The sequence below is a fragment of the Paraburkholderia sp. J10-1 genome (assembly GCF_905220165.1).
Lineage (GTDB): Bacteria > Pseudomonadota > Gammaproteobacteria > Burkholderiales > Burkholderiaceae > Paraburkholderia.
Map to the genome: position 1 here is coordinate 709,616 of NZ_CAJMYW010000002.1, position 20,683 is coordinate 730,298.

Genomic DNA, 20,683 nt, shown 5'->3' on the forward strand with positions numbered 1-20,683 from the left:
AACGACAGAGATCGCTATGCCTTCGCTCGCTGCGCAGCATCAGCGATTCTGTCCCGCACGACACCAATTGCCTGCTTGAGCGCGTAGACGTCCTGAAAATAGCGATACGGAATCCGTATCTGGCTCGCATTCGCGTCGATGTTTTCAATCTCGTCACGCCATTGTGCGATTTGTGAATGGGTTGGCTCGCGGCTGTTCCACACCTCGTCTTCCAGTGCCTTGATCTCGCGATACCAGACGATGAAGCGCTTTTTCATCCGTGCTTCGATGAGGCGTGGTAATGCCTGAATCAAACCGATGAGAAGCGCGGCGAACGGCACGAGGATCAACAGCCGCCGCTCAATCAGACTCGCAAGCCAGAACGGCAGATAGCGGTACAGGAACGGCTGTCCGGACTTGAAGTAGCGCGCGCTTTCGTCTGAGATTGGAAATTCTTCCGTTTTCAGATTGGGAAACGTGCCGAGCGGTGTGAAATAATCCTCGCCGCCGTGAACGGCGTGGGCCGCGTCGAGCAGCAGATAGACGAGAGCCGGATGCATCGTGTCTTTCGATACGAGCAGTGCGGTTGCCGCGAGCAGTGTCACGTCGCTGCGCGGCAGATCGTCGGCGACACTCGCCGACGCGCGCGGCAAGACGATCTTCGAAAGCGATGGGAACTTCTGTGCCAGTGCATCGGCCTGCGCGAAACTCATCAACTTCAGGTTGCTGTTCAGCAATGTCTTCTGCATGTCGGCGTCGGGTCTGCCGATGAAAAAAGCCGCGTCGATCTGGCCGCTTTCGAGCCCCTGATAAGCGGCAAGCGCGTCCATTTGCAGCAGTGCGGAGTTCTGGCTCGTGATGCCGCTATAGCCGAGCAATCCCTGCGCAACGTTGAGCAGGCCACTGCCGGGCACGCCCATCGAAATCTTCTTTCCGCGCAGTTGTGACAGCCGGTCGACCGTGGCGTCGCCGCGATAGAACACCCAGATCGGTTCGTACGAGACGGCCGCGATCGTCTGCAGATTGTCGGTTTCCTTCGGGCTGGTGGTGCCCGACTGAATGAAGCCGACTTCGTAGGCGCTATTCGGGTCCCTCAAACGCTCATAATTTTCCACCGAGCCCGAGGAACTGCGAATAACGAGCTTGATACCCGCGCGCTTCAGGATGGGCGCATAGCGATCCGCAAATCCACGATAGATGCCGCCGTCCGCGCCACTCGTCATGACGATGGTGCGCTGAAACGCCGGTTGGACGATGATCGCCAGGAGCCAGCCAAACGCTGCTAGCAGAACGACCACGCCGATGAAAAAGAGGCGTCGCCGCGCCCGGGTCATGGGCGCTTTCTGACTGCGGTGCAGTGTTGGATTGTGTCTCGGCATCGTTCTCGACCCCTTCGGGTTTTATCGCTAACAGGATCGCGGCGCACCCCGACCCGCAATGGTAAACAGACTTACGATACCAATGTTATCGGCTCGCACGGCTGTGTGAGGGCAGTGACATCGCATCGCCGAGTTTCTCCACAAGATATTCGGCGAAGACCGCTACCGCGGGCGGCACGGGCGGGCGGCTCGTGTACACGAGTTGCAGGCCGAGTTCGCTGCTCGATCGCCGCCAGGTCGGCAGCACGCGCACCAGTTTCCCCTCTGCAATGATCGAGTCGACGATCAACTGCGGCAGTTGCGCAATACCAAGACCGGCGACACACGCCTGCGTCAGCACTCGCATGTCGTTGACTGCGAACCGGCTTTTGATCGACACGTCCTGAATGCCGCGCGGACCCTCCAGGCGCCAGCTGTTGCGACCCTGGCGATTCGATATCGTCAGGCAGTCGTGTTCGGCGAGTTCACGCAGCGTACGCGGCGCAGCGCGCCGTGCGAGATAGGCCGGACTTGCCGCGAGGATCATTTCACCGGGCGCCAGCCTGCGCACCCTGAAGCCGGTTCCCGTCTCGATGCCCATGCGCAAGGCCAGGTCGATACGCTCGGCGACCAGGTCGGACGGCGTATCGTCCAGCAGGAACTCAATGCTGATGTTCGGATAGCGCGCGTAGAACTCGGCCAGCCATTCAATGCGGAAGATCTCGAACAGGCCGGCCATAGCCGTGACGCGAACCGAGCCGGAGGGCGTTTGCTCATTTCCATGGAACCGCCCGATTTCGAGAATTTGATCGATCGCCGGCGCATAGCGCTCGAACAGCGTTTGACCTTCCGTACTGAGCGTGAGCTTGCGCGTCGAACGATGCAGCAAACGAGTACTTAGTTGTCCTTCGAGCTGGTCGATGCGCCGGCTCAGCGTATTGGCCGGCATGCGCAGGCGCCGCGCCGCCTCGGAAAAGCTGCCCGCGCGAACCACTTCCACGAACAACGCGAGGTCATTCAGGTCGAGCATGCCATTGCTCCATAAATGGACGAATGCAATCCGATTCTGCCGGCTAGTGTAGAGCTTTTTTCGATCCCATACTTGGGATTCGTGTTGATTGCCCGCGTGAGCGGCACCCCAACGTCTCAAGGAAAATTTCATGAAGCTGCTACACGTAGATTCCAGCATCCTCGGTCAAGGTTCGGTCAGCCGCGAGCTGTCGGCGAATGTCGTCGCGACGTTGCGCACTATTCATCCTGACTTGACTGTCACGCGCCTCGACCTGGCCGCCACGCCGATCGGCCATCTTACGGCGGCCCACCTCGCGGCCGCGCAAGGCGCGCCGGTCGATGACGCGGTGAAGTTCGACGTCGCCATGGGCCAGGCCGCGCTCGAGGCGTTCCTCGCCGCCGATCTAGTGGTGATCGGCGCACCCATGTACAACCTCGGCGTGCCTTCTCAGCTGAAGGCCTGGATCGACCGGATCTCCGTTGCCGGGCAGACGTTCCGCTATGGAGACCAGGGACCGGTCGGACTGTGCGGCGGCAAGAAACTCGTCATCGCCTCGTCGCGCGGCGGCATTTACAGCGATGGGTCGCCCGCTGCTGCGTTCGATCATCAGGAAAGCTATTTAAAGGTGGCTTTCGGATTTCTGGGCATCACGGATATCACGTTCATTCGTGCGGAGGGTGTGGCGATGGGTGACGTGGCGCGCAACGGGGCGATGGATTCGGCGAGGAAGGAAACCGCTGCTCTTGCGGCGTGAGCTAACGCCGGCCGTTCACCGATTGCATTTGACCGGAGCGTATGATGACCGTCATTTCCAGGGGCCGTGACATGACGCATGGAATCGACGAACGCAAACGCTGGCTTGCCCTCATGGTGCTGTGCCTCGGCGTGCTGATGATCGTGCTGGACACGACCATCGTGAACGTTGCACTGCCGTCCATCCGCGCGGATCTGAGGTTCACCGAGACCTCCCTCGTGTGGGTCGTCAATGCCTATATGCTGACCTTCGGCGGCTTTCTGCTGCTAGGCGGGCGGCTTGGCGACCTGTTCGGTCATCGGCACCTGTTCCTGCTCGGTATCACGGTTTTCACGCTGGCTTCGGCGGCCTGTGGGCTCGCGAATTCGCAAGCGCTGCTGATCGCGGCGCGTGCGGTTCAAGGCCTGGGCGGCGCAGTGGTCTCGGCCGTGTCGCTCTCGCTCATCATGAGTTTGTTCACCTCGCCGGCGGACCGCGCAAAGGCGATGGGCATTTACGGGTTCGTGGGCGGCGGCGGCGGCAGCATCGGCGTGTTGCTGGGCGGCGTCTTGACGAGCGCGCTGAACTGGCACTGGATCTTCCTCGTCAACTTGCCGATTGGCGTGGCGGTGTATGCCGGCTGCGTGGCGCTGCTGCCGGCAGGCAAGCCCCTCGCGGATCGCGCCCGGCTGGATGTGGCGGGCGCGATCGCCGTGACCGCGTCGCTCATGCTGGCGGTGTACGCCGTCGTGCATGGCAACGAAGCTGGCTGGACGTCCGCGCAAACGCTCGTCCAGCTGGGAATTGCCATCGCGCTCCTGATCGCATTTCTCGTCATCGAATCGCGTGTGTCGCATCCGCTCATGCCGCTACACATGTTCGCGCTGCGCAACGTGGCCACGGCGAATGTGGTGGGCGTGCTGTGGGCGGCGGCGCTGTTCGCGTGGTTCTTCATCTCGGCGCTCTACATGCAGCGCTTGCTGAACTACAACGCCATGCAGGTGGGGCTGGCCTTCCTGCCGGCCAACGTCATCATGGCGGCGTTCTCGCTCGGTCTTTCGGCAAGACTGGTCATGCGCTTCGGCATTCGCGCGCCGCTCACGCTCGGCTTGCTGCTGGCGGCGGCCGGCCTCGCGCTGTTCGCGCGTGCGCCGGTTGGGGGCAGCTATGCGCTGGACGTGTTGCCAGGCATGGTGCTGATGGGCCTGGGGGCAGGCGTGGCCTTCAACCCCGTGCTGCTGGCCGCCATGAGCGATGTCGCGCCAGACGAGTCGGGCCTCGCATCGGGGGTGGTGAACACGTCGTTCATGATGGGCGGGGCACTGGGTCTGGCGATCCTCGCGAGCCTTGCGGCGGCACGCACCGATGAACTGGCCACGGCGGGAGCCGATGCCGCTGCCGCGCTTAACGGCGGGTATCACCTGGCGTTTCTGGTGGGGGCCATTGCGGCGTTATTTGCCGCTGCGCTGGCCGGCGCGCTCGTGCGCACGCGCACGCAAGGCCAGGCGCAAGAGGAGGCTTCCAGCATTGTCGGCTCCTGATCCGCGCGGATTCCGGTCTCGCGAAAGAGTGTTGTATGATTTCGTGTGACAATGGATCGTTTTCAACGAGATAGTTCCAGGCGAATTCGACCCATATCGAATAATATGTGGTGAGAAAGTCGAGATCAGCGACCTCTGGAATTGGCCGGCCTGCGCAACTGTCACGCGTCTTGCGCCGCCCGGATCTCTGGCCGCTGGCTCGACCACGCGCCGAGGAACAAGTGAATGGCCAAGACAAATTCGTCCGCAGTGAAAGCCGCCAAGGCTGCTCCAGCGCCTGCTGAGGCGCCGGCAGAACGGTCATCGGATGTGTTCGACGATCGAGGCAGGACCGTTCCGTGGATGGCGCGAACGGTTCACCGGCTCTATGACGCAAAGGCGCAAAAGATCCTCGACCGGGAAGGGCTGCCTATCGCTTACTGGTACTACCTTCGCGTGCTGGCCGAGCGCGGCGAGGTGAATCAGCTTGAACTGAGCAAGCGCGTTGGCATTGCGTCGACGACCGCGGTTCCGGCGCTCGACAATCTGGAAAAGCGCGGTCTCGTGCAAAGAGTGCGCGATCCCAACGACCGGCGAAAGCATTTCATCAGGCTGCAGCCCGAAGGCAAACGCCTGGTCGACGAATTGCTTCCCGAACTCACTGAAATGATTTCGGCGTCACTCGACGGCATTTCGCAGAGAGACATGAAAGTGTTCTGGAAGGTCGTGCACCAGATCGAAGCGAATCTTTTCCAGATGGCGCAGGGCGAAACGGTCGTCGACTGATCCGTGCGTCAGCGGTAGCGAGAAGGATCACGGCGGACCTCAACTTCGGCGAAGCCGGGTCTGCCGGGGGGCTCCCGAATGCCGAGCGAATATATTATTTCGGATGCCTGATTGATTTGCGTGGTAAGCATGCTTCCCCGGCGTTCGCCATCGTTCTACTGCAGGCAACGTTGCTTTGTGTGCCCGGACATTTCGCGCCCATGTTTGCCGATATAGCATTGATCCGTGGCTGAGCCGTCGTTCACGACGGTCGGCAGCTTCAATTTACTGAAGGAAGCGGAAATGCTTGTACATAGACGTTGGGCCGCGCTCGACGGGGCCGATTATGGCTGGTTGCGCGCCAAATACCATTTCGCTGTGAATGCCGGAGGCAATTCAGCGCATGCGGCGTTGGGGCCTCTGATCGTGTGGAACGATGACGAGATTGCGGTTGGCGGCGGTTTCCCGATGCATGGGCACCGGGACATGGAGATCGTCACTTACGTCCGCGAGGGCGTTCTTGGGCATCGCGACACCATTGGTTCCGAAGGGACGATTCGCGCTGGCGACGTGCAGGTCATGAGCACGGGTACAGGCATACGGCACGCCGAGTACAACCAGGGCGATGTCCCGCTCAAGCTCTATCAAGTGTGGCTGTTGCCGCGCAAGGCGGGTGGCGAACCGCGCTGGGATACCCGGGCGTTTCCGAAGAGCGATCGCTCCGGTCGTTTCGTCGTGCTCGCCAGCGGCTTTGCCGAAGATGAAGGCGCGCTTCCCATTCGCGCCGACGCGCGCCTCTCCGGCGCTACGCTCAAGGCAGGCGAGCGTGTCAGGCAGGGCTTCCTCGTAGAAGGTTGCGCGTATCTCGTCGTGGCGTCGGGCTGTATCGAAATCGACGGCGAGAGGGTAGGCCCGCTAGACGGCGTGGCAATTACGAACGTGGCGGCAAGCGAGATAGCCGCTCTCGAAGACTCCGAACTCGTGTTGGTGGAAACTAGCGGGAGTTCCTCTTTCTAGTCGAGGCGCGTGGCGCTTACCGATTGCCGTGCATTCGCAGTTGCGCAGTTGGGTGACAAGTCACTCCAGGCGTCACAAACCTCCTGATCCCGGCGCTGCCGGTATGTGTTGAAAGGAGCCTGTTATGTCGAAAGTTCTGGTGCTGTACTACTCCTCCTATGGGCACGTCGAAGCCATGGCAGAGGCCGTTGCAGAAGGCGCCCGCGCCGCGGGTGCAACCGCCGACGTCAAGCGTGTGCCCGAAACCGTGCCGCAGGAAGTCGCCGCAGGCGCCCATTTCAAGCTGGACCAGCAGGCGCCGGTCGCGACTGTTGCGGAACTCGCCAATTACGATGCCATCGTCATCGGAACGCCGACCCGTTTCGGACGCATGTCGTCGCAGATGGCGGCGTTTCTCGACCAGGCCGGCGGCCTGTGGATGAGCGGAGCGCTCAATGGCAAGGTCGGCGGCGCTTTCACGTCGACGGCCACCCAGCACGGCGGGCAGGAGGCCACGCTCTTTTCGGTCATCGCCAACCTGTTGCACTTCGGCATGGTCGTCGTCGGGTTGCCGTACAGCTATCAAGCTCAGATGACGCTGGACGAGATCGCAGGCGGTTCCCCCTACGGCGCGACGACGATTGCGGGCGGACAGGGCCAGCGGCAGCCGAGCAAAATCGACCTGGATGGCGCACGCCACCAGGGCGAATTGATTGCGAAGGTGGCGAACAAGGTGTTTGGCTAACCGGCCGCCTGCGTGTCAGCCCTGACCGATATTCTGGGCTGCCCGCGAAGTGGGTTTGCTCGCAAGCGTGGCCCGTGACGGATCACGCTTTGCTAGCGCCATGGCGGCCAGGTAGCCGAACGTGAGCGCCGGGCCGAGTGTAATTCCCGCTCCAATGTAGTGGCCGCCAACCGGCGAGTTCATGTCGTTGCCACACGCGAAGATGCCGGGAATCGGCTGGTTGTTGTGATCCAGGACTTCGCCGCTCGGCCCTGTGACGAGGCCGCGGCTCGTACCGAAGTCGCCCGGCATCAGCTTGACGGCATAGAACGGTCCCTGCGCGATTGGCCCGATGCACGGGTTCGGCGCATGGGCCGGGTCGCCTTTGTAGATGTTGTAGGCAGAGGCGCCCTTGCCGAAATCTTCGTCGACACCGGTTTGCGCGAAGTGATTATTTCGAAGCACGCTGCGTGCGAGGCCATCGGCGTCGATGCTGATTTTGGCGGCGAGTTCCGCGAGCGTGTTGCCGCTATGCAGATAGCCTGCCCGTTCATAGCGGCGCAGCGACATGCCCGGAAGAATGACGCCAATGCCGTACTTTTTCACGGCGGCTGCATCGGCGACAAGAAATGCGGGAATCGCGCCGGCGTCGAACATGCCTTGCGTGAATGCGTGGTACGAGGCCGCTTCGTTCGTAAAGCGCTTGCCTTCCTTATTGACGGCAATGAAACCGGGCTTGGGCCGATCGAGCATGAAATGGCCCCACAATGTCTCGTTGTTGCCATTCCTGAAAACGGAGACCGGCACGTAGTAGCCGGTGTCGAGCGCATTGTGATCGAGCCGGCCGCCCACGGAAAGGGCTAGCCGAATGCCTTCACCGATGTTGCTCGGCAAGCCCAGTCCAAGTTCCACCGTTGGCTGACGCGAATGCTCGCGCCGCATGGCGGCGCTTCCGCTATAGCCCCCGGTTGCGATCACCACACCGCGGCGTGAACGCACGCGCAACAGGCGGCCGTCGCGCGTGACTTCGGCGCCGATTACGGCGCCATTCGCGGTGATGAGTCGCGTTGCGTGGGCGCGCAGCCAAAGTGGAATCTGTTCATCGAGAACCGTTTTGTAGAGGCGTGCAACGAGCGCGTTGCCACCAACGAGTCGTGTGCCGCGGTGATAGCTCAGGCGGTCCATGCCATAGCGCAGGAAGCGCTTTGCGACGTGGGAGAACGACTTGAACGAGCGCGTGAGGGCAAGGAAGTGGTTCAAGTCCACGAGGTCGAGCATCATGCCGCCAAAGGGTGCGAACGCGCGGAGCGGAGCGCGTAAATCCTTGAAGTGCGCGCCGAGTTTGCGGCCGTCGAAATCCAGCGGGGCATGGGCGCGTCCGAACATGCCGCCATCGGACTCGGGGTAATAGTCCGGATAGTCGACTGCCGCCACCTTCAGCTCGGAATGCCGCACGAGGTAGTCCAAGGCAACCCGGCCCTGCGTGATGTAGCTTTCCTGAAGCGGGTTGCCCACGCTGTTGCCGACCGTGGCGGCAAAGTATCGGCGCGCTTTATCGAAGGAATCCTTGAAGCCCGCGCGCTGCATGGGCGCGCTGTCCACAAACCACATCATGCCGACCGACCAGGCGGAGGTGCCTCCGACCTGGTCCGTCTTTTCGAGTACGAGCGGCTCGAGCCCTTCATGCTTCGCGACGATCGCCGCCGAAAGACCACCTGCGCCCGCTCCCAGAATGATGACATCGACTTCCAGGTCCCAATCTTTCGTCATATCAGTGCTCATGGCGTGTGCCTCTGTTCTTCCTAATCATTCTATATAGAATGATCGCAAGTGGGATGAATTTAAACGGAATGATGGGCTGGAGTGCTGTGGATGTCAAGGAACTCAGGGATTCTCCTGGGAGGCCGGCCAGCGCCCCACATGAGGACATACTGATCTTGACAACATCAATCCCATTTAGGATCATTCGATATAAATCGAATGTGCCGAGGTGCGGCCTTTCCGGTTCCGAGTCATGTGAAATTTTCGAGGTATTGAGGAGAGGCAATGAGCAAGCTTCAGTTATCCGTTGCCGTAGGAAACTACGACCGGATTCGCCCACTGGTGGATGGTGATGTACAGATCGAGGGCGTCGATCCAGTTTTCATGCTTCAGGATCCCGAAGAAATATTCTTCCGCGCATTCCGGCATGCAGACTACGACGTCTGCGAACTTTCGCTCAGCAGCTACTCGGTGAAAACCGCTGCGGGTACGTCGCCGTACATTGCCGTGCCGGTCTTTCCGTCGCGTGCGTTTCGACACACGTCCATCTACGTGCGCGCGGACCGCGGAATCGAGCGTCCCGAAGATCTCAAGGGCAAGCGTATCGGCGTGCCCGAGTACCAGCTCACCGCCAACGTCTGGGTGCGCCTGTTTCTCGAGGAAGATTACGGCGTCAAGGCGTCGGACGTGACGTGGGTGCGCGGCGGCTATGAGGACGCGTCGAGAGTCGAGAAGATTACGCTGCAGTTGCCAGACGATATCAGGCTCGAAACGGCGCCCACCGGGAAAACAATTTCGGAACTGCTGGCCGATGGAGCAATCGATGCCGTGATCGGCCCGCGTGCGCCGTCGTGCTTCGACCGCGGGCATCCTCAGGTGAAGTACCTGTTCGACGATCCGCACAAGACAGCCGCCGACTGGTACACGCGTACTGGCCTGTTCCCGATCATGCACACGCTGGGCGTGCGCAAGACGCTCGCGGAGCGTCATCCGTGGCTGCCCGGCGCGCTGATGAAGGCGTTCGAGAAGTCGAAGGCGCTCGCGCTAACGCGCCTGAGCGACACGTCGGCAACGAAAATTACGTTGCCCTTCGTGGAGGACCAGCTTCGAGCGGCGCGCAAGCTGATGGGCGAGGACTTCTGGTCGTACGGTTTCGCGAAGAACGAGCACGTCATCAACCGCTTCCTGGAACGCCATCATGCAGAGGGTCTGTCGAGCCGCCGCCTTGAAGCCCGCGAGCTGTTTCATCCAGCCACGCTCGAAAGCTTCGCTATTTGAGCGCTGAAATGCGCCCGCTTGTCCGTTCTCGAACGCGGCAGGCGGGCGCGCCCAAAGGCGCCCCCGCACAAACGATCAATACAACAGGGTGCCGAGGTTGACGCTGCCCGTGCGCTCCCGCGTTGCGATGACCTTCTCCTGACCGTCCTTGCGCACGCGCACTTCGACCGTCGAGGTCATCGCATTCAAGCCGGAAAAGCGAAAGTCGCCGAAATGATCGGTTCGCGTCGTGCGCTCCTCGCCGCTCGCGGAGTCACGCAGCACCACTTCGACACCTGCCAGATTGCGCGGGCGTCCGTCTTCCATGGTTTCGCACACATTGCCCGCCACGAGATGGCTCAGCGCGTCCTCAAGATGGCGGTAGAAGACGCGTGGCTTCGTGCCGAACTCCGGGTGAATGACCGTGAGGTTGTCGTCTTTCACGATCTTCTCGAGTTCGGGCTCCGGTACGTTCAGCGCGCGAATGGCCTTGGTGGGGCAGGCCTGGGCGCAGCGCGGCTCCTTCCATCCGGCGTCGAGCAGGTGGGCGTCGAAGTTCCAGTTTTGCGGCACCTGTTCCTGTTCGTTCCATTCGATCATGCCGTACGGGCAGCTTTTCACCAGATCGCGCCTGCCGCGCGCTTTCTCCGGATCGATCATGACGATCCCGTCCGGGCGCTTGTAGATCGCGCCGTCCGGTGCGGCCTTCACGCAAGGCGCGTTGTCGCAATGATTGCAGGCCTTCGGGATATACGTGACGTCGACGAGCGCGCCTTCTCCCCGCACATGCCGTTCGACACGTATCGTCTCTAGCCCCTCGGGCGGGTGCGGTGCCGAATAGCCGGGAAAGGCGTTGCCGCTGTATTCGTCTTTCGTGGCGATGACGCAGTTGCGGCAGTTGATGCAAAGCGAAACGTCGATAACCAGTGCCCAGTTGCTCATGCTGCGTTCTCCAGTGTCGCGTCCCATTTTTCCACCTCCACCCAGCAAGTGTTGGGCATGATTCCGTCTGCGGTCGTGCTCATTTTCCGTCCCGGCGTGAGCAGGTTCAGACAACCTCCGCGGTCGACCATGCCGACCGCAGTCTTGATCAGATCGAGTTCGGCGCACGATTCGTTTCCGCGCGCAACGCCATCCTTGATCAGCTCCGAAACGTCCAGCGCGCAGATGACCGAGGCCTGCGCGTTGTGCACGCGTACGAGATCGCCGGAGTGCAGCCCGCGTGCGGCGGCATCCTTTACGCTCATTCGGAGTACCCAGTAACGATAGCCGCCCACGTTGAGCCGGTGCTCGTTGATCGTGCTGATATGGCTGTTCTTTCCGTCCGCGTGGGTATGGAAGCTGTAGACCGGATGATTGGTCACGAGTTGGAGCGGATACGGGTGCTTGATCGCGCTGTCGCGATTGATGTACCGGTTGACGGCCGGACGCACGGGATCGATCGCTTCGATACGTCGCAGGCTGGAGGGCACGAACTCGAACTTGCCGGACTGCGTGGGCAGTCCTTCGCCGAACGTGTTCGAATAGACGCCGGGCAGCGGATTCGCTTCCGGCAGATCCTTCGTGCGGCCTTCGGCGAACCAGCGCATGTCCACGGGCGGACGATCGTCGTCGGCAGGCGGCGGCACGATGTGATAGCCCTTCTTGAGGAACTTCTTCCAGGTTGTCTGCTTTGGCAGGTCGGTCGAGTTGAACATGCGCTCGCACCACGTAAGCTCAGACCCGCCGCCTTCGGAGTACATGCCGCCATAACCGAGCCGCAAGGCGATATCCAGAAAGATCTGGTAGTCCGAGCGGGATTCGCCCAGCGGCTCGATGCACTTGTGCTGCATGATCATCATCCGGTGATTGATCTGGCTCTGCGCGTGCTGGATATAACCGCCGCAATTGCCCCACTCGGAGATGTCGTCGCGTTCGAGCGCCGTGCACGCGGGCAGGATGATGTCGGCGAACTGCGCTTCGTTCTCCATCCAGATTGACTGGTTGACGACAAATTCGAGCGACGAGTGGCGGTACGCGTCGATCATCCGGTTCGATCCGGGGACCGTGCCGAACGAAGACGAGCCGTAGCGGTACAGCATATGAATGGGCGAATAGCCCGGCCGCGGATACGAGTAGTAGGCAAATTGCCCTTCGATCGAAAATCCGTCCCACAGGTAGCCATCCGCTTTGCCTTCCGTAATGGCTTCGGCAAGGCGCTGACGGGGGACAGACTGCTTGACGGGGTTGATCGTGATGATGTGCGGCATGCGGCAATAGTTGTGCGCCGCACTCGCCGTGTAGTTCAGATCGCCGGAAATTCCGCCCTCGGCGTAGCCTGGGAAGTAGAAGTTCAGGTCCTGCGGTGCGCCGATCTGCAGATTGCCGAAGTTGATGCCTGGTTTCCCCCAGCCTTGCATGGCCATCATCATGACGACGTTGCGCGCCCACTGGGCGCCGGTTTCCGTGCGGCAGGCGCCGCCGAAGCCCGCGCCCAGGCCACCCGCTGCGAGGTAAGTTTTCTTCGACGCCCACAATTGGGCGAGACTGCGCACGTCCTTTGCCGGAATGCCGGTTTCGGCTTCCTGCCATTCGGGGGTCTTGGGTATGCCATCCTCTTCGCCGAGCACGTAGGCGCGCCACTCGTCGAAGCCCGTGGTGCGGTTCGCAACGTACTCCTTATCATAGGTATCGTTCACCATCCACTCGTGCATGATGGCGATCGCAAAAGCCGAGTCGGTGCCGGGACGGATGGGAAGCCACTTTCCGCCAAGCAGCTGGGCCGATTGCGTGAGGTACGGGTCGATGTGGACGAACTCGACGCCGAGCTGCTTTGCCCACAGGCGGCGCTCCGTGCCTTCGAAGCCGGCGTAGACCCCATTGGTCGACTCGGGATCGCTCGACCAGAACACGATGAGTTCGGCGTTTTCGAGGCAATCCACGGCGGTGCCGTAAAAGCTCGGCGTACCGAGGCGCAAGCTGTTGCCATAGTGGTGCATGGCACCCCAATACCAGCCTTCCCAACTGATCGGGCTCATTTCCACGCGCGTGTAGCCGATCAGGTTGCCGAAGCGCTGCATTGCGCTCAGGTAGTAGTTGATGTTCCCCCACTGATGGTGCGCGCCGGTCGCCATGGCGATGGCGCCGGGACCGTATTGCTGCTTCATGCGGCGGATTTCACCGGCGACGATATCGAGCGCTTCGTCCCAACTGATCCGCTCGTAACCGGAGATGCCGCGATTCTGGATGTTGCGCTCGCCGTTGGGGTCGAAGTCGACACGCTTCATCGGGTAAAGGATGCGCTTGTCGGAGTAGACGAGCGACTTGAGCGAAAGCGCGTGCGGGCTGACCGTGCCGCGCCGGGCGGGCGAAAATTGGCGCCCGCGCGCGCGAATGGTCCAGCTCGGTCCGTCCTCCTCCACAAGATCGATCGGGGTCGTCCGGATGATCTTGTCGTCCTTCACGTAAACAAATACGGGGCCGCCGTTGGTCAGCGTGACATAGCGGGTCGTGCCGTCCTTCATCGGCGTGCCCTTGCGCCACGAGGCCGTCTTCATCGTGTTGACGAGCTGGCCAAACCAGACCAGCGCCTCGTCGCTGCCGCCCTGGGTGATCTTGAAGTTCTTCAGGGCGTCGATCAGGAACGCATGGTCGGTCGTTGGCGCGAGCATGCGGCGGGCAGTCGCGACGTCCATGAACACGAGTTCGGCGTCCGGCGCGGCGTACGGTCCCCAGCTGGCAGACAGGGTGCCGTCCTTGAAATGGAGCTGCCGCGCGAGGCTGTTGTCCCGCAGCCGCAATTGTATGACCCATCGCCCGGCGCCCAGGTGCTTGCGCACGCTGGGAAACCGCCGCGCGGCCATGCGAAGGGCGAATGGCATGAGCCAGAGTATGAGCACAAGGAGTTGTCGTTGCATGCCAGTCTCGATCCTGAATTGAACCAGGCGCTGTGACGTGGGATATCACCGCCGGTGACAATCTGGATTATCCCTTGAGAGATCATCCAAATTGAGATAGATTGATATCGAATGATGTGTTCCGGGACGGGCAAAGTCAAGGGCTCCAGGGAATTCCCTGCACCGAAGGCATGACCGATCTTTCCGCGGCCCCATGTTGAGGAGTGGCTTATGTCAAAGCTGAGTTCGAATGCAGTCAGGGAAGCCCTGGAGCTGGAGGGGCTCGATGAACAGGGCGCGACGTCGCGTTCAGTCGCGGTCGATGTGCGCGGCAGAACCGTTCCGTGGATGGCACGCACGCTATACCGGCTTTACGACAGCCAGGCGCAAAAGGTGCTGGACAGGGAGGGTATTTCGGTTGCGCACTGGCTCTATCTGCGCGTGCTTGCCGAGCGTGGCGAAATGAACCAGCTGGAACTCAGCAAGCGGGTAGGCATTGCCTCGACCACCGCGGTGCCGGCGCTAGACAGCATGGAAAAGCGCAATCTCGTGCGACGCACGCGCGACCCGAAGGACCGGAGAAAGTATTACGTCAGTCTGCAGGAGGAGGGGCAACGTCTCGTCGACGAACTGCTGCCAGAAATTACGGCGATGGTTTCAGGTTCGTTCGAGGGCATCGCGCCGAACGACCTTCACATTTTCTGGAAAGTCATGCGCCAGATAGAAGCCAATCTGACCCAGATTTCCCAGGGCGACTCCATCGTCGACTAGCTGGCGGCGGGTAGGGCGGCGGCAAGCCGCCCAGGCTGCGTTCAGGCCACCCGCATGCTGGGGCGCTCCCGCCCTGGCGGGAGGATATGCCAAAGTCCGTCCGTGTGGCGAAAGAAGAACAGGGCCGCGGGGCCCGCTGCCCGGCTGGCTTCGACACACACATAGCATTGACACTTCGCGCGCCGGTTCCGGAATTCGACCACGTGAACCGCGTCCATCGAGGTCGGGGCGAGCCAGAACTCGACCATCGCGCGCAATGACTTTTCTGCGCTGGCCATTGTCTTCTCCTCATCACGCGCGCCTTAATCGTCGCGTGACCAGAACATGCAGGACGGCCTTGCTCGAAGCGAAGGCGTCCACCTCCCACTGCCCGGCCTGCCGGACGTGCTTGCGCGCTTTTACCCCACTTTCACCCGTTTGCCGGCTCGACTCGATTGCTCGATCGCTTCGAGCACCTCGTGAAGCGCGCGTGCGTGGTCGAAACTGGGGGCGGTGCGCGTGCCATGAAGCAGGTCCTGGCCCATCAACCGGTAAATACCGGCGACGTTGCGTGCGGCAACCGCGTCTTCGGCATCAATGGGGAAGGGATCGGGAATCGCGAGTTCCGTGTAGCCTTCCTCGCCCTTGCGGCCGAACTCCACACGTAATGGTGAAATATTCACGCAAGGCACGTATTCGTTCCGTGCGGTGACACGCAAATCGCCTTGGCTTCCGTTGATTTCCCACAACAGCTTCGTTCCGCGCGGAACGCCGCCGCGCAATTCCAGCGACAGCGGTGCACCGGAGCGCAAAACGGCGTTTGCCATGACGTGATCTGGCGTTTTCATCTGCACGGCTTCGCCCGTTTCGATCGCACGGACCGTCTGGCGGCGTTGCGATAGCACCGCGCCGATCTCGCCGATCTCGCCGAGTACCGCCTGAAGCGCGGCAATAGCGTGCCCGCCGATCACGGAAAGCAGCGTGGCGCCGTTGCGGTCATCCATGGCGTAGGCGTCGCCCCGCAGGATATCGTCGCCCCAGCTGATGCCGGACCCCACGTACGTCGACGAGAGGACGTCGCCGATCTCACCTTGCGCGACCAGCTTGCGCAGGAACTGCACTTCAGGCGAGGCAATCGCCTGCGTGCCCACGACAGCGAGCGCCTTCTTCTCGCGTGCAAGCTCCGCGAGTGCGATGGTTTCTTCCAGGCCATTGCCGAGCGGCCATTCGCAGTACACGCTCTTGCCGGCCTGCAAGGCCGTGGTGACGACCTGGCGGTGGTGCGGGACCTTGACGGTGACGACGATAACGTCGATATCCGGCGACGCCGCAAGCGCTGCGGCGTTTTCGAATGCGCGCGGGATGCCGAACGCGGCGCTGGCGGCCTGCGCGCTGGCGAGCGTCGTATTGGCGACGCCCACAAGCTCAAAGACATCGGGCAACGCCCGCAAGGCGGGAAGATGGGCCATTGCCGCCCAACCGCGATCTGCGCTCAGGCCGACAATGCCCACGCGAAGTTTCCTGTCCATGTGTTCCTCTTGCTTCAGATAACGGGCGCACCCGTCATACGGTCTGGTATTGGTACGAGGGATCTTCCCTGTCGCGGCGGCCGACATTCGAATTGCCGAGCGGCGCCTGGCCCTCGGGAACCGGGTCCGAACGCTGCGAATCGAGTACCACGACCCGGTCGGCAATGCGCCATTCGCCGTTGCGCCGCTCCATACGGTCCACGTAGCGAATGTTCACCACCCAATCCATTGCGGGCTTGCCGTCTTCGGGCCTGGTCCGGTGGCTGGCGCGCGCATAGTGCTCCGCGAACGCCCGATCGCCGTGTACCTCGACATACTGGTTGCCCGTGAAATGCTGCGTCGATTCGAAATTCGGCAGCAATTCGGCTGCCCATTCGATGAAGCCTTCTACGTCGCCGTTATACGCACCGTGCCGGTCGATTGCGTCGGGGTGATAGCACGAGCGCACGAGGTCCCAATCCATCCGGTCGATGCCGCGGCAGTAGCGGATATGAACGCGGCGAATCTCGGCTTCGTCCAGCATTTGCTGAAGTTTCGCTTCCAATTTCGGTCTCCTTTCTAATTGGCCTCGCCTGAGCGTGGTGCCGAGCGAGTCGGGCCACGATCAGCGTGTCATTTCGCGGCGCCCGGATGAGGCGCGTAATTGCCGGTTTCCATCAGCTGTGAGATGGCAAGGGCCTCTGGCGTCCAGCGCAAAGTTGCGCGCGTTTCGAGCAGCCATGCCTGGTAGCCTTCGGGAACGTCCTCGGACGGCCCGTGGTGGATCACGCCTTTCGGCACCCAGGTCAAGGTGCCGGGTTCCGTACAGCCGCCCCACGCGCCGGGGCCGCGCACGTAGCAGATCATTTCATCGAAATCGGCATTGATATGGACGGGCGGCCGGCCTCCCGGGCGCGCGCTGAGGTTGAACAACAGCAGGTCGCCCGTGCCCGACGAAAGGAAGGGGCTCGGCGGGCCGCCCTCCGGAAGATAGGTATGAACCTGGATTTTCGTGAGATTGAGCTTCCACACCGGCACGCTATCGGAAAGCCGCACGCCCAGCGAGAGCGGGTCGTGTGGCATGACGAAAACGGTGTTCTCGCCGTCGAGCGTCTTCAGGATCAGCCGGGTCGGAGCACCTGGCGCGATGTCCGGATCGATTTCGGCGTATTTCAGGTCCCGCGCGACGTTGAGCATGCCGGATGGCGCGGGCGGCGAGAGCTTGAGCGCCGAGGGGCTCTCCACGATGAGGCTGCGCATCGCGCCATCCGTCGGGCCGTAGCGGTAGGCAATCGCGCGCGGAATGCAGACGAAGTCGCCCTCCCCGGCGATGAGGCTGCCGACATCGGTTTCGAACTTCACCGTGCCCGACTGGATGAAGTGAATCTCGTCCGCCTCGACGTTGCGCACCACGAACGGCATCGGCGCACGGCGGGCGGATAGGTGCACTTTCACGCCGATCCGCGATGTTGCGACAGTCGTCGGGAGGGCTTGCGGGTCGCTCGCGTCCCCCGGAATCAGGCGCTCGAGCACGGCTCTGCGGGGCGCATGCGGCCCTTCGACAGAAAGGTAATCGGGCGCATACGTCGGTCGGGTCACGACCGAAAGCGCACCGAGAAACCCGTCCCGCGTCCACAACTGCACGGTGGGCTCCGCGCCTTTCGTTTCATCGTTCATCTGTCATTCTCCTGGGGGCTTGAAGGCACCGGGCCGTTACAGGCGTTATAGGCGCGATCTCGCGACCGTGGCTCGTTGCGCACGAGGCCACGGTCGCGCGGCCCCGTTCTCAGCGGGCCGGCTTGCCGATCAGCTGCCGGTACTCATTGGCCGTTGCCGGCTTGCGTCCGAGCAGGGCCGCGATATCGCGCGCCATGGTGAACATTTCGAGGTTGCTCGCGAGACGTTCGTCGCTGTTCGGGTACTTCCACGGCGTGTCTTCCGTGCCGACGCGGATATGCAGCCCCATCATGGTGGCGAGGGTCGTCATGTAGAGCGTTGCGCGTCCCGCCGCGCAGACGCTGATCACCGACGTCGGATCGATCTTGCGAATCTGGTCGACCATCAGGAACAGGTGTTTCGTCATGTCCTCGGTGTCGCTCACCCACGTGCCCGAGACCAGCGTGCGTCCGACATTGAACGGCAGGCCGTACAGGATCAGCCAGTTGTACGGCGGCTTGAGAATGCCCGTGTCGATCAGCTTGCGCTTGGCAAGCTCGATTTCGCCGGAGCTGTGCACCGCCAGTTCGGGCTTGACGCCGACTTCCTCGAGCGTGGCGACGGCCGGCACCGCAAAGGCCTCAGGGTGGCCCGGCGCGCAGGGCGCGACTTCGGTCAGGCCTTCGCGAGCGGGGCCCATGCACATGTCGAACGTCGTGCCGTGCAGCACGTTCACGTTCGGCACGAAATCGTTGCCGAAGCGCTTGCGCAGCGGCTCGATCACCTGTTTGTAGGCCTCGACCGGCACGATGTCGCGATCGAGGCGGCGGCCTTCTTTGTCGGTCATGAACGAGAAGTCGATGTGAACGCCGCAGGCCCCGGCTTCGATCACGCTGGTCGCTTCATCCACGTAGGCCTGAAAGGACGTCGTGTCTTCAAAGCGGCCGGAAACGGCAGCATTGATGGCGACTTTCTCAGGCACGTCCCACTTGGGCTGCAACTCGGCCCCAGCAATGAATTGGTACTCCTCCATTTCGCGCTTGGCGGCTTCCCAGAGGGGCAATTTCTCGATCATGATGATCCTCGACACAGGTAGTGAATTTTGGTCCGCAAAGCTTCCGAACCGACGGCAATCAAACTGGAGAGGTTTTGCCGGGGCGCCAGTGACGTCACGGCCCGTGCCCGCCCGGGGCGCGGGAGGTGGATGCCTCTCACCAAAATCGTTTGCGCAGAGATCATTCCGAGCAAGATCGATTTATATCGAATGATGTTGTTTGGAATGAATTAAGTCAAGGGGCCCAGGGAAATTACCTGGGTGGGCGTGGCCACTGCGTCAGATGACAGCAAACGTGGAGCGGCACCGAGCCGGCGCGGGGCGGCGCTAGGGAGATTCCCCAGGAATCTTGACATCGGTCATTCCGAAACACATCATTCGACATAAATCGATTCTGTATCGCATCATTGAGTTTGGGAGTGGCCTAAGCGTGGACAAATAACAAGGAAGTGGCCAGGAAAGGCTTGGAGACCAATCCATATATTTCGTAGTACGGATGAAGCGGCGCATCATGACGCTTCGAATCACACTCAACACGACATCGAGGATCACCATGTTCGACCCGCTTCACGTATGGCCGAATGGCACGCGAAACAACCATTCGCACGGCCTCACCCAACATGCCATCGAGAGGAAAGAAGCGCATGCACTGTCCAGGTCCCGCCATATGCTCGCGCAGATCGCGGCGTTGCTCGGCGCGAGCGTCATTGGCACGGCGGCTTACGCGGCTGGCGACTCGGTGACGAACCAACAGGGCGATATCACGCCGTTGTGCGGCACCAAGCCGATGATCGTCGGCGTGTCGGACGGCTATGGCGGCAATACATGGCGCAAGACCGGCCTTGCCGAGGTCAAGGACGAGCTGAGCCGCTGCAAGAACGTCAAGCGGATCATCTACAGCAACGCCAATGGCGATCCGCAAAAGGCCAACTCCGATATCAACAGCATGGTGGCGCAGGGCATCAACGTGCTCATCCTGCTTCCTGACTTCGGCGCGGTGCAGCTTCCCGCCATGCGGGCGGCCATGAAAGCGGGCGTTGCGGTGGTGCCGTACTCCGCGCAGATCGCGGGCGTACCCGGACGCGACTACGTCGTGAACGTGGTTGGAGACACGAAGCAGATCGGCGTGCTGTGGGCCGACTGGCTAGGTGCCAATGTGAAGAAGGGGAATGTGGTGTTTCTGGGCGGGTCGCCGGGCGCTGCACCCTCGCAGAACTTCCTGGACGGCCTGAAAGCCGGGCTCAAGCCATACCCGAATCTGAAGCTGCTCAACGAGCAGTTCGTCGTGACGAACTGGAACCCCGTAGATGCACAAAAGGCCACGGCCGGCCTCATTGCGCAGTATCCGAAGATCGATGCGATCGTCACCGATTTCGGGGTAACGGCACTCGCGGCGGCCAAGGCATTCGAGCAGGCGCATCTGCCCGTTCCGGCGATTGCGACCATTGCGAGCGACAACGAGTTGAACTGCCACTACATGGCGGCCAAAAAGGCCGGCACGCATTTTCCGTATTACACGGTCGATGGCACGACGTCCTACGTTCGCTTCGCCGTGCGCCAGGGAGTAGCGGCTTATCAGGGGACCCAGGACAAGGAGTCGCCGTCGATCCTTCCGTTCACGTACGCCGACAGTGCCAAAGGCGTCGATCCGAAGTGTGATCCGTCGGCGCCGCCCGACGCCGATCTTTCCTCCGCGCTGCCCGCCGACAAGCTCAAGCAAGTCTTTGCCCAGTAA

At 61.7% G+C, this 20,683-nt stretch carries 17 protein-coding genes; 8 read left to right on the plus strand and 9 right to left on the minus strand.

Going from position 1 to position 20,683, the window contains the following annotated elements; all coding sequences use genetic code 11:
* Positions 1–14 precede the first annotated feature (14 nt).
* Both U5A65_RS10025 and U5A65_RS10030 read right to left on the minus strand, forming a co-directional pair.
* A complete protein-coding gene (locus tag U5A65_RS10025) occupies positions 15–1,313 on the minus strand; it encodes a TAXI family TRAP transporter solute-binding subunit (protein WP_321946155.1) in 1,299 nt (432 codons plus the stop codon).
* Between the two features lie 130 nt (positions 1,314–1,443).
* On the minus strand, positions 1,444–2,367 hold the full coding sequence (locus U5A65_RS10030; protein ID WP_321934163.1) for a LysR family transcriptional regulator: 924 nt from the start codon (positions 2,365–2,367) through the stop codon (positions 1,444–1,446).
* Positions 2,368–2,497: 130 nt separating this feature from the next.
* On the opposite strand from U5A65_RS10030, the gene U5A65_RS10035 reads away from it, so the two are divergent.
* From U5A65_RS10035 to wrbA, 5 genes are all read left to right on the plus strand, one after another.
* Positions 2,498–3,103, plus strand: coding sequence for an FMN-dependent NADH-azoreductase (locus U5A65_RS10035; RefSeq protein ID WP_321909666.1), 606 nt, complete (start codon positions 2,498–2,500; stop codon positions 3,101–3,103).
* Positions 3,104–3,174: 71 nt separating this feature from the next.
* Positions 3,175–4,623, plus strand: a complete 1,449-nt coding sequence (locus U5A65_RS10040; RefSeq protein WP_321946157.1) for a DHA2 family efflux MFS transporter permease subunit — start codon at positions 3,175–3,177, stop codon at positions 4,621–4,623.
* Between the two features lie 342 nt (positions 4,624–4,965).
* Positions 4,966–5,388: a MarR family transcriptional regulator gene (locus tag U5A65_RS10045; RefSeq protein WP_321909664.1), complete on the plus strand. Its 423-nt coding sequence runs from the start codon at positions 4,966–4,968 to the stop codon at positions 5,386–5,388.
* 282 nt (positions 5,389–5,670) lie between these two features.
* The gene (locus tag U5A65_RS10050) at positions 5,671–6,384 is read left to right on the plus strand and encodes a pirin family protein (protein WP_321946159.1); all 714 of its coding nucleotides are present in this window, start codon (positions 5,671–5,673) and stop codon (positions 6,382–6,384) included.
* A 124-nt stretch (positions 6,385–6,508) separates the two neighbouring features.
* Positions 6,509–7,108, plus strand: coding sequence for an NAD(P)H:quinone oxidoreductase (gene wrbA, locus U5A65_RS10055; protein ID WP_321909662.1), 600 nt, complete (start codon positions 6,509–6,511; stop codon positions 7,106–7,108).
* A gap of 15 nt (positions 7,109–7,123) precedes the next feature.
* On the opposite strand, the gene U5A65_RS10060 is transcribed toward wrbA, so the two are convergent.
* The gene (locus tag U5A65_RS10060) at positions 7,124–8,869 is read right to left on the minus strand and encodes an FAD-dependent oxidoreductase (protein WP_321946161.1); all 1,746 of its coding nucleotides are present in this window, start codon (positions 8,867–8,869) and stop codon (positions 7,124–7,126) included.
* A gap of 264 nt (positions 8,870–9,133) precedes the next feature.
* Between U5A65_RS10060 and U5A65_RS10065 the strand changes: the two genes are divergently transcribed.
* Positions 9,134–10,126, plus strand: a complete 993-nt coding sequence (locus tag U5A65_RS10065; protein WP_321909660.1) for an ABC transporter substrate-binding protein — start codon at positions 9,134–9,136, stop codon at positions 10,124–10,126.
* Between the two features lie 75 nt (positions 10,127–10,201).
* On the opposite strand, the gene U5A65_RS10070 is transcribed toward U5A65_RS10065, so the two are convergent.
* Complete coding sequence (locus U5A65_RS10070; protein ID WP_321946162.1) at positions 10,202–11,047, minus strand: 4Fe-4S dicluster domain-containing protein; 846 nt, start codon at positions 11,045–11,047, stop codon at positions 10,202–10,204.
* Complete coding sequence (locus tag U5A65_RS10075; RefSeq protein ID WP_321909656.1) at positions 11,044–14,001, minus strand: molybdopterin-dependent oxidoreductase; 2,958 nt, start codon at positions 13,999–14,001, stop codon at positions 11,044–11,046. The genes U5A65_RS10070 and U5A65_RS10075 overlap by 4 nt, the downstream gene beginning before the upstream one ends.
* A gap of 210 nt (positions 14,002–14,211) precedes the next feature.
* On the opposite strand from U5A65_RS10075, the gene U5A65_RS10080 reads away from it, so the two are divergent.
* Positions 14,212–14,751, plus strand: coding sequence for a MarR family transcriptional regulator (locus tag U5A65_RS10080; protein WP_321946164.1), 540 nt, complete (start codon positions 14,212–14,214; stop codon positions 14,749–14,751).
* A gap of 398 nt (positions 14,752–15,149) precedes the next feature.
* Here U5A65_RS10080 and U5A65_RS10085 read toward each other — a convergent pair whose 3' ends face one another.
* The 4 genes from U5A65_RS10085 to U5A65_RS10100 form a co-directional block, all read right to left on the minus strand.
* On the minus strand, positions 15,150–16,259 hold the full coding sequence (locus tag U5A65_RS10085) for a Gfo/Idh/MocA family oxidoreductase (RefSeq protein WP_321946445.1): 1,110 nt from the start codon (positions 16,257–16,259) through the stop codon (positions 15,150–15,152).
* Positions 16,260–16,293: 34 nt separating this feature from the next.
* Complete coding sequence (locus tag U5A65_RS10090; RefSeq protein WP_321946166.1) at positions 16,294–16,803, minus strand: nuclear transport factor 2 family protein; 510 nt, start codon at positions 16,801–16,803, stop codon at positions 16,294–16,296.
* 68 nt (positions 16,804–16,871) lie between these two features.
* Complete coding sequence (locus U5A65_RS10095) at positions 16,872–17,915, minus strand: homogentisate 1,2-dioxygenase (RefSeq protein WP_321946168.1); 1,044 nt, start codon at positions 17,913–17,915, stop codon at positions 16,872–16,874.
* A gap of 109 nt (positions 17,916–18,024) precedes the next feature.
* The gene (locus tag U5A65_RS10100) at positions 18,025–18,969 is read right to left on the minus strand and encodes a 3-keto-5-aminohexanoate cleavage protein (RefSeq protein ID WP_321909648.1); all 945 of its coding nucleotides are present in this window, start codon (positions 18,967–18,969) and stop codon (positions 18,025–18,027) included.
* A gap of 532 nt (positions 18,970–19,501) precedes the next feature.
* On the opposite strand from U5A65_RS10100, the gene U5A65_RS10105 reads away from it, so the two are divergent.
* Positions 19,502–20,683 carry a substrate-binding domain-containing protein gene (locus tag U5A65_RS10105; protein ID WP_321946170.1) on the plus strand — a complete coding sequence of 394 codons (1,182 nt, stop codon included), beginning with the start codon at positions 19,502–19,504 and terminating at the stop codon, positions 20,681–20,683.

What these genes read in the sequence shown, in the direction of transcription:
- U5A65_RS10025 (WP_321946155.1), bottom strand. Translation starts at nt 1,313, where the DNA reads ATGACCCGGGCGCGGCGACGCCTCTTTTTCATCGGCGTGGTCGTTCTG.
- U5A65_RS10050 (WP_321946159.1), top strand. Translation starts at nt 5,671, where the DNA reads ATGCTTGTACATAGACGTTGGGCCGCGCTCGACGGGGCCGATTATGGC.
- U5A65_RS10060 (WP_321946161.1), bottom strand. Translation starts at nt 8,869, where the DNA reads ATGAGCACTGATATGACGAAAGATTGGGACCTGGAAGTCGATGTCATC.
- U5A65_RS10100 (WP_321909648.1), bottom strand. Translation starts at nt 18,969, where the DNA reads ATGATCGAGAAATTGCCCCTCTGGGAAGCCGCCAAGCGCGAAATGGAG.
- U5A65_RS10080 (WP_321946164.1), top strand. Translation starts at nt 14,212, where the DNA reads ATGTCAAAGCTGAGTTCGAATGCAGTCAGGGAAGCCCTGGAGCTGGAG.
- U5A65_RS10105 (WP_321946170.1), top strand. Translation starts at nt 19,502, where the DNA reads ATGTTCGACCCGCTTCACGTATGGCCGAATGGCACGCGAAACAACCAT.
- U5A65_RS10075 (WP_321909656.1), bottom strand. Translation starts at nt 14,001, where the DNA reads ATGCAACGACAACTCCTTGTGCTCATACTCTGGCTCATGCCATTCGCC.
- U5A65_RS10070 (WP_321946162.1), bottom strand. Translation starts at nt 11,047, where the DNA reads ATGAGCAACTGGGCACTGGTTATCGACGTTTCGCTTTGCATCAACTGC.
- U5A65_RS10040 (WP_321946157.1), top strand. Translation starts at nt 3,175, where the DNA reads ATGACGCATGGAATCGACGAACGCAAACGCTGGCTTGCCCTCATGGTG.
- U5A65_RS10035 (WP_321909666.1), top strand. Translation starts at nt 2,498, where the DNA reads ATGAAGCTGCTACACGTAGATTCCAGCATCCTCGGTCAAGGTTCGGTC.
- U5A65_RS10085 (WP_321946445.1), bottom strand. Translation starts at nt 16,259, where the DNA reads ATGGACAGGAAACTTCGCGTGGGCATTGTCGGCCTGAGCGCAGATCGC.
- U5A65_RS10065 (WP_321909660.1), top strand. Translation starts at nt 9,134, where the DNA reads ATGAGCAAGCTTCAGTTATCCGTTGCCGTAGGAAACTACGACCGGATT.
- wrbA (WP_321909662.1), top strand. Translation starts at nt 6,509, where the DNA reads ATGTCGAAAGTTCTGGTGCTGTACTACTCCTCCTATGGGCACGTCGAA.
- U5A65_RS10095 (WP_321946168.1), bottom strand. Translation starts at nt 17,915, where the DNA reads ATGAACGATGAAACGAAAGGCGCGGAGCCCACCGTGCAGTTGTGGACG.
- U5A65_RS10045 (WP_321909664.1), top strand. Translation starts at nt 4,966, where the DNA reads ATGGCGCGAACGGTTCACCGGCTCTATGACGCAAAGGCGCAAAAGATC.
- U5A65_RS10030 (WP_321934163.1), bottom strand. Translation starts at nt 2,367, where the DNA reads ATGCTCGACCTGAATGACCTCGCGTTGTTCGTGGAAGTGGTTCGCGCG.